Genomic DNA, 7,548 nt, shown 5'->3' with positions numbered 1-7,548 from the left:
AAATTACTCTGTATAACTTGAGTGAGATATAACTCGGTTTAACTTAAACTTTCTTTTTGAATTCGAAATTAGAATAAAAGCTAATTTTTATCACAACACATATTCTTTATTTTTTTGCTATTTATCTTAGCAAAACTATTAAAAAATTATGTAAAACAAGAAAGAATATGGATTATAAATTTTCTTGTATGTGTCGGTACTTTTAGTACAGGTGTTTATTAGCTTCTGGTTTTTTTACTATTGTTTTATAGTGGGGATAGTTGTGATTTATAAACTTAAAATGTGGATCTCTAGGGAAGTGGTTGATCCATTTTTTTCATTATATTCGTATATTTATAAAAATTTTGTTCTTGTCCTTTCCTTAAGTTTGTGTGTGATTGTACTGCTTTGTGCTCTTAACCCAAGTATAGTTTTTACTCCTAGAAAAGAGAGTTTTGTTGTTTATGAGCCTGAATTTCATTTTAAAAATAGACGTATAAGGTCGTTAGTCGTAGAAAGAGATAATAAAAATTTTCTTATTAATTGTGCATATTTTAGAAATAAAAATGGTTCATTTTGTGACTTATATAAACCTAGAAGATTGCTTAAATTAGAAGGAAGTTTTTTTCCTTATCCTTCAATATTCCTTGATGGTAATAAAATTGTAGCTAGTAATGTTCGTTTTGAAGATGAAAAGGGGAGAGTAATTAATTTTTCAACAAGTGACGAGGAAGTTGCTTCTTGGTGGATTTAGGTTATGTTCCCCACCTTATTGATGAGGTATTTAATTTTAATTTGGTTAGTGGTGGTTGTTTCAATATTATGTTTAAAATTAGTTAAGCATAAGAAATAAACCTAATTTTATTTAAAAATAGTTTTACCTTTATATCGAGTTGAGAGATAGATATGAAAAAGGGCTGCTATTAGCAACCCTTTTGATCTAAGTAATATATTGTGGATTACTGAAACTGCTCTAAAGCCTCTTTTGCGGGTTCATATCCATTATCAGCAGCTTTTTTGAACCAAAATTTTGCATTTTCATAATCTGAGTAAACATTAGCATACATATAAGCTAGATTGTTCTGAGCCGCAGGTATACCTTTCTCAGCTACTTTTGTGTATAGCTCCAGAGCTTTTTTATTATCTTGTTTAACTAAGCTACCATCTGAATAAATATTTGCTAAGTTATATTGAGCTTCTGAAAGATTTTGATCCGCAGCTTTTTTATACAACTCTAAAGCTAAATTAATATCTTTTTGTACGCCATTTCCCGAAAGATAAGCATTTGCCAAATTATATTGAGCTTTAGCATAACCTTGGTGAGCTGCTAATTTGTAAAACTCTAAGGCTTTAGATCTGTTTTTGCTTACATAATAGCCATTATCATACATGAGCCCCATATTATATTGGGCCTCCGGAAAGTCATTTTTCGCAGCTTTCTCATACCAATAGTAAGCTTTTTCTTCACTTTTTTGCGTCCCGATTCCCTTAAGGTACATTCCTGCTAAATCATTTTGTGCAATGGGCAGTCCTTTTTCGGCTGCCTTTTTAAAATATGAAAAAGCTTTTGAATAATCCTTAGGTACTTCTTTACCTAAGAAGTATTTCCCGCCTTGCTCATATATTTTACTTAATTCACTTTGAGTATTATTTTGTGGTGAAAGTGGTTTTGAGCAACATATAGTACTTAAAGTCGATAAACTTATGACGCTAGAAATTATTAAATATCTTATATTCATAATGTATCTCTTATAAATTAATCTACTGCAATTCATACTAATAGTTATCTTAAATAAATATAAAAAATCCGACATATAGTCGGATTTTTTATAGCCTCAAATTACATTGAGGAAGAATGCTTAAACTTACCAGCTTAACGCACCACCAGTTTGGTAGTCAGTTACGCGAGTTTCAAAGAAGTTCTTCTCTTTACGTAAGTCCATCATCTCAGACATCCACGCAAATGGATTCGTTACACCAGCAAATTGCTCTGGTAAACCTAACTGAGATAAACGACGGTTACAGATGAATTTCAAATATTCTTCCATCATGCTTGCATTCATACCCAATACACCACGTGGCATTGTGTCACGAGCATATTCGATTTCAAGCATAGTACCTTCAAGAATCATTTGAATGACTTCTTGTTGGAACTCGGCAGTCCAAAGGTGAGGGTTCTCAATCTTGATTTGGTTAATCATGTCGATACCAAAGTTCAAGTGCATAGACTCATCACGCAAGATGTATTGGAACTGCTCAGCAACACCGTTCATCTTGTTACGACGGCCCATACTCAAAATTTGAGTAAAGCCACAGTAGAAGAAGATCCCTTCAAGTACGCAGTAGAATGCGATCAAGTTACGAAGTAAACGTTGGTCGTTTTCAGGAGTACCAGTGTGGAAAGTAGGGTCACTTAAAGATTGAGTGTACTTAAGGCCCCAAGATGCTTTACGCGCAACAGAAGGAATCTCGCGGTACATGTTGAAGACTTCGCCTTCGTCCATACCTAAAGATTCGATACAGTATTGGTAAGCGTGAGTGTGAATCGCTTCTTCAAACGCTTGACGCAAGATGTACTGACGGCATTCAGGGTTAGTAATGTGACGGTAAATCGCCAATACCAAGTTGTTTGCAACCAAAGAGTCTGCAGTCGAGAAGAAACCTAAAGAACGCATAACAATAGTACGCTCATCTTCGGTTAAGCCATTTTCAGACTTCCAAAGTGCGATGTCATGGTTCATGTTCACTTCTTGCGGCATCCAGTGGTTTGCACACCCGTCAAGATACTTCTGCCAAGCCCATTCGTATTTAAATGGCACAAGCTGGTTCAAGTCAGCGCGACAGTTAATCATGGCTTTGTCGTCAACCTGAACGCGTTGCGCGCCCATTTCTAACTCTTCAAGGCCAGGAGCAACATCCAAATGTTCTAAGGCTGCAGATGCTCGAGCCATTGAATCGGTTGGATTTGTTGATCGCACGGAATGGGTTCCAGCGGATTGTGGAGCTGCCACGCTCTGCGATGATGGCTGCGCAGCAGATACATTCTGCGAATCAGACGTTTTTTCCGGTTGGATGGGCGCAGACTTGTGTTCAGGTGCAGCCGGTTTTTGCGAATCATCTTCAAAATCGTCCCAACTAAGGATAGACATTGTTGTTCTCTCTTCGTTGTATATATCTATGTTCGACATCTCTAAACGAAGATGTCACTACTATACGCTTATAATGTGTAAACAAAATTAAGTTTTATCGATGTATGACCAAATTTTGGGCCTTTGGTCCATCATCCCTACAACTTATTTTGCTTACGCTTTTGTTCACGGATTTTAAAAAAGGCGTAAACCATAGGCGTATAAAAGAAAATAAAGGCAAAGATTAAGATTCCAACACCAAGCATATAGTTATGGCTGAGATGAAAAAACATAATCTTTACCTCATTTAAAGTTGCTCTTTTGTTTAAAGAGCAACTTTATTGAATGTTATTGGCAAGCTTCGCAATCTGGGTTGTCGATTGAACAAGCCATAGGAACCGGAGCTGCTTGAGTGAAGCCGTCTTCTTCAACTGCTTCAGGTTTTTTCGCTTCTACGACCGGAGCCGCTGCAGGGGCTGCTGCTTCTACAGTTGCAGGTTTAACCGCGTTTAACGCACCTGTGTTAATTGTAGATTTTTCAGCAGAAGTTGCACCTAAAGCTCGGAGGTAATAAGTCGTCTTAAGACCACGTAACCATGCCATCTTATAAGTGATGTCAAGTTTCTTACCATTTGCACCAGAGATGTAAAGGTTAAGAGACTGTGCTTGATCAATCCATTTTTGACGGCGTGATGCAGCATCAACAATCCAGCGTGGCTCAACTTCAAACGCAGTAGCAAATATTGCTTTTAATTCTTCAGGAATACGAGCAATTTTTTGTACTGAACCTTCAAAGTGTTTAAGATCGTTAACCATTACTGTGTCCCAAAGACCACGGTCTTTCAATGCACGAACAAGGTAAGGGTTAATAACAGTGAACTCACCAGACAAGTTAGATTTCACATATAAGTTTTGGAATGTTGGCTCAATAGACTGAGAAACACCACAAATGTTCGAAATGGTTGCAGTTGGAGCAATCGCCATTACGTTTGAGTTACGCATACCGTCTTTTTGAACTTTGGCACGTAAACTGTCCCAGTCTAAACGTTGAGTACGGTCAACTTCGAACATACGTTCTGGACGAGATTTAGCAACAATTTCAATAGAATCGATTGGAAGGATACCTTGATCCCACAATGAACCTTTGAATGTTGAGTAAGCACCACGTTCAACAGCCAAGTCGCTTGAAGTTTGGATTGCATAGTAGCTAATCACTTCCATTGACTCGTCAGCAAAGTTCACAGCTTCATCAGAACCGTAAGCCATACCCATTTCGTAAAGCGCATCTTGGAAGCCCATGATACCCATACCAACAGGACGGTGTTTCAAGTTAGAGTTTTTCGCTTGTGGTACAGCATAGTAGTTAATGTCGATAACGTTATCGAGCATACGAACTGCTGTTTTAACCGTACGCGCTAACTTTTCACGGTCTAATACGCCGCCTTTAACGTGTTGAACAAGGTTGATTGAACCTAGGTTACATACTGCAATTTCGTCTTGGTTTGTGTTTAACGTAATTTCAGTACATAGGTTAGATGAGTGAACTACGCCAACGTGTTGTTGTGGTGAACGTAAGTTACATACATCTTTAAACGTGATCCAAGGGTGACCAGTTTCGAACAACATAGAAAGCATTTTGCGCCATAAGTCTTTAGCACGTACTTTCTTGTGCAACATGTTCTGTTCTTTCGCAACAGACTCATAGTATGCATAGCGTTCAGCAAACTCAGCACCAGTTAAATCGTGTAGGTCTGGAGTTTCAGACGGCGTAAATAGTGTCCAATCGCCATCTTCAAATACACGTTGCATAAATAGGTCAGGAACCCAGTTTGCAGTGTTCATGTCGTGAGTACGACGACGGTCATCACCCGTGTTTTTACGAAGTTCTAAGAATTCTTCGATGTCTAAGTGCCAAGTTTCTAAGTACGCACATACCGCACCTTTACGCTTACCACCTTGGTTTACTGCAACGGCTGTATCGTTCGCAACTTTAAGGAACGGAACAACACCCTGAGATTTACCGTTTGTACCTTTAATATAAGAGTTCAAGGCACGTACAGGAGTCCAGTCATTACCTAAACCACCTGCCCATTTAGAGAGCATCGCGTTGTCACGCATTGCACCATAAATGTCATAAAGGTCATCACCAATCGTTGTTAAGTAACAACTTGAAAGCTGTGGACGTAATGTACCTGAGTTAAACAGGGTAGGCGTAGACGCCATGTAGTCAAAGCTAGACAACAGGTTATAGAACTCGATTGCACGCTCTTCTTTATCTTGCTCATTAAGTGCAAGACCCATAGACACACGCATGAAGAATAATTGTGGTAATTCGAAGCGAACGCCATTTGAGTGAATGAAGTAACGGTCAAATAGAGTCTGTAAACCTAAGTAGGTAAACTGGTTAGAACGTTCAGGCTGAATTGCTGCAGCTAGTTTTTCTAAATCGAACTTAAGCAAGTCTGGTGAAAGCAAATCAAGCTCTACACCTTTTTTCAAGAATGCTTCAAGTGCATTGTTTTCAGCTGTATCTGCCGGTAAACCTAAGAATGCTAGACCAGTGCTGACCAACTCATCACGAAGCAAACGCGCAGTTACGTATGTATAGTTAGGTTCTTGTTCGATACGCGTACGTGTTGCCATCATCATGGTGGTAGCAATATCGCTTTCTTTTACGCCGTTATATAAGTTTTTAACGGTCTCATCGATAATTGCTTGAACCTCAATACCTTCTAAGCCTTCAGCAGCTCTATTTACAGTGGCTTGTAACGCACTTAAATCAAGTGGTTGAAGCTGACCGTTTGCATCAGTAACTTGCAAGGTAGGGTGGTGGTTTGAATTTGTTTGCTGACGAGCGCTAGCACGTTGTTCGCGGTAAATTACATAAGCGCGGGCAACTTTTTGTTCCCCAGTACGCATTAAAGCAAGTTCTACTTGATCTTGAATTTCTTCAATATGGATCGTACCGCCCGATGGTAAACGGCGAGTAAAAGTATTTAATACCATTTCCGTCAACTGGGTAATACGGTCATGAATACGGCTTGAATCCGAACTCTGTTGACCTTCCACAGCAAGAAAAGCTTTACCAATCGCAACAGAAATTTTCTCTGCATCAAATGCAGCAACATCTCCAGTACGCTTAATCACCTGAATTTGACCAGGAGTCGAAGTAATTACGCTCATGCCAGCATAGCTCCATTGTCACTTTTGTTATGTTCATAGACCGTTTGAACCGAGCAAAAAACATGCCACGATATTTGAGGGATAAACACAAGACTTAGTAGTTAAAGTTTATTTTCAACACAAGATACGGGATTTTTTAAGCTAGATCAATCTTGACTTTTTAGTAATTTTTTATCTGTATGATTTGTCGGGAGATAGCATACCAAAGCTATGAAAAAACACTTATAGATAACTTTGTGGATAACTCAAAAAACAAGCACTTGAGTGAATTTAAATTCATCAAAGAAATAATTTGTTTAATATTCATACATAGGAAATATGAATAGATTATGACATATAAGAATAATAAACAGATATCAAAAACACTTGAAAATTCAAAGGTTAATAAAATGCAACAAAACATGGTTGTCATGTATCAGTTTGGTGAACGCCTACTTGTTTACAATGTAAACGTGTGTATATTGCAAATGATAAACGAATGTATCTGCAAGATTTTTAAGATGCATGTAATGAGATTTATAGGGGCAATGATATGAGCCAAGAAGAAAAGTTACCAAAGATTCTGATCGTTGAAGACGACGAGCGTTTAGCGCGATTAACTCAAGAGTATTTAATCCGCAACGGTTTGGAAGTTGGTGTAGAAACTGATGGTAACCGTGCAATTCGTCGTATTATTAGTGAGCAACCAGATCTTGTGGTCTTGGATGTCATGTTGCCGGGTGCAGATGGTTTAACCGTTTGTCGTGAAGTTCGCCCACACTACCATCAACCTATTTTGATGTTGACTGCGCGTACTGAAGACATGGACCAAGTACTTGGTCTAGAAATGGGTGCAGACGATTATGTCGCTAAACCAGTTCAACCACGTGTATTATTAGCGCGTATTCGTGCACTATTACGTCGCACAGATAAAACTGTTGAAGATGAAGTTGCTCAACGTATTGAGTTTGACGACCTTGTGATCGACAACGGTGGCCGCTCTGTAACCTTAAATGGTGAGCTTGTTGACTTTACAAGTGCTGAATATGACTTGTTATGGTTGCTTGCTTCAAACGCTGGTCGCATTTTATCGCGTGAAGATATCTTCGAACGTTTACGTGGTATCGAATACGATGGTCAAGACCGTTCAATCGACGTACGTATTTCACGTATTCGTCCAAAAATTGGCGATGATCCTGAAAATCCAAAACGTATTAAAACTGTACGTAGTAAAGGTTACTTGTTTGTTAAAGAAACCAATGGATTGTAAAATCTGATT

6 protein-coding genes and 1 pseudogene are annotated in these 7,548 nt (G+C 38.5%); 3 read left to right on the top strand and 4 right to left on the bottom strand.

Annotated elements, in window-relative coordinates; genetic code table 11:
* Positions 1 to 262 precede the first annotated feature (262 nt).
* Positions 263 to 848, top strand: a pseudogene (locus ACIF8R_RS06880) (hypothetical protein).
* Between the two features lie 90 nt (positions 849 to 938).
* Here the strand turns inward: ACIF8R_RS06880 and ACIF8R_RS06875 are convergent.
* From ACIF8R_RS06875 to ACIF8R_RS06860, 4 genes are all read right to left on the bottom strand, one after another.
* Positions 939 to 1,718, bottom strand: a complete 780-nt coding sequence (locus tag ACIF8R_RS06875; RefSeq protein WP_343570244.1) for a tetratricopeptide repeat protein — start codon at positions 1,716 to 1,718, stop codon at positions 939 to 941.
* Positions 1,719 to 1,844: 126 nt separating this feature from the next.
* On the bottom strand, positions 1,845 to 3,128 hold the full coding sequence (locus ACIF8R_RS06870) for a ribonucleotide-diphosphate reductase subunit beta (protein WP_016804659.1): 1,284 nt from the start codon (positions 3,126 to 3,128) through the stop codon (positions 1,845 to 1,847).
* A gap of 137 nt (positions 3,129 to 3,265) precedes the next feature.
* On the bottom strand, positions 3,266 to 3,400 hold the full coding sequence (locus ACIF8R_RS06865) for a preprotein translocase subunit YajC (RefSeq protein WP_263613010.1): 135 nt from the start codon (positions 3,398 to 3,400) through the stop codon (positions 3,266 to 3,268).
* 55 nt (positions 3,401 to 3,455) lie between these two features.
* Complete coding sequence (locus ACIF8R_RS06860; RefSeq protein WP_396479867.1) at positions 3,456 to 6,290, bottom strand: ribonucleoside-diphosphate reductase subunit alpha; 2,835 nt, start codon at positions 6,288 to 6,290, stop codon at positions 3,456 to 3,458.
* 329 nt (positions 6,291 to 6,619) lie between these two features.
* On the opposite strand from ACIF8R_RS06860, the gene ACIF8R_RS06855 reads away from it, so the two are divergent.
* Together ACIF8R_RS06855 and bfmR are read left to right on the top strand one after the other, a co-directional pair.
* On the top strand, positions 6,620 to 6,826 hold the full coding sequence (locus ACIF8R_RS06855) for a hypothetical protein (protein ID WP_263613012.1): 207 nt from the start codon (positions 6,620 to 6,622) through the stop codon (positions 6,824 to 6,826).
* A complete protein-coding gene (gene bfmR, locus ACIF8R_RS06850; protein ID WP_000076440.1) occupies positions 6,823 to 7,539 on the top strand; it encodes a response regulator transcription factor BfmR in 717 nt (238 codons plus the stop codon). The genes ACIF8R_RS06855 and bfmR overlap by 4 nt, the downstream gene beginning before the upstream one ends.
* Positions 7,540 to 7,548: the final 9 nt, after the last annotated feature.

Source organism: Acinetobacter sp. ABJ_C4_1 (assembly GCF_044538495.1).
Lineage (GTDB): Bacteria > Pseudomonadota > Gammaproteobacteria > Pseudomonadales > Moraxellaceae > Acinetobacter > Acinetobacter nosocomialis_A.
This window is presented reverse-complemented; position numbering and strand designations above follow the sequence as displayed.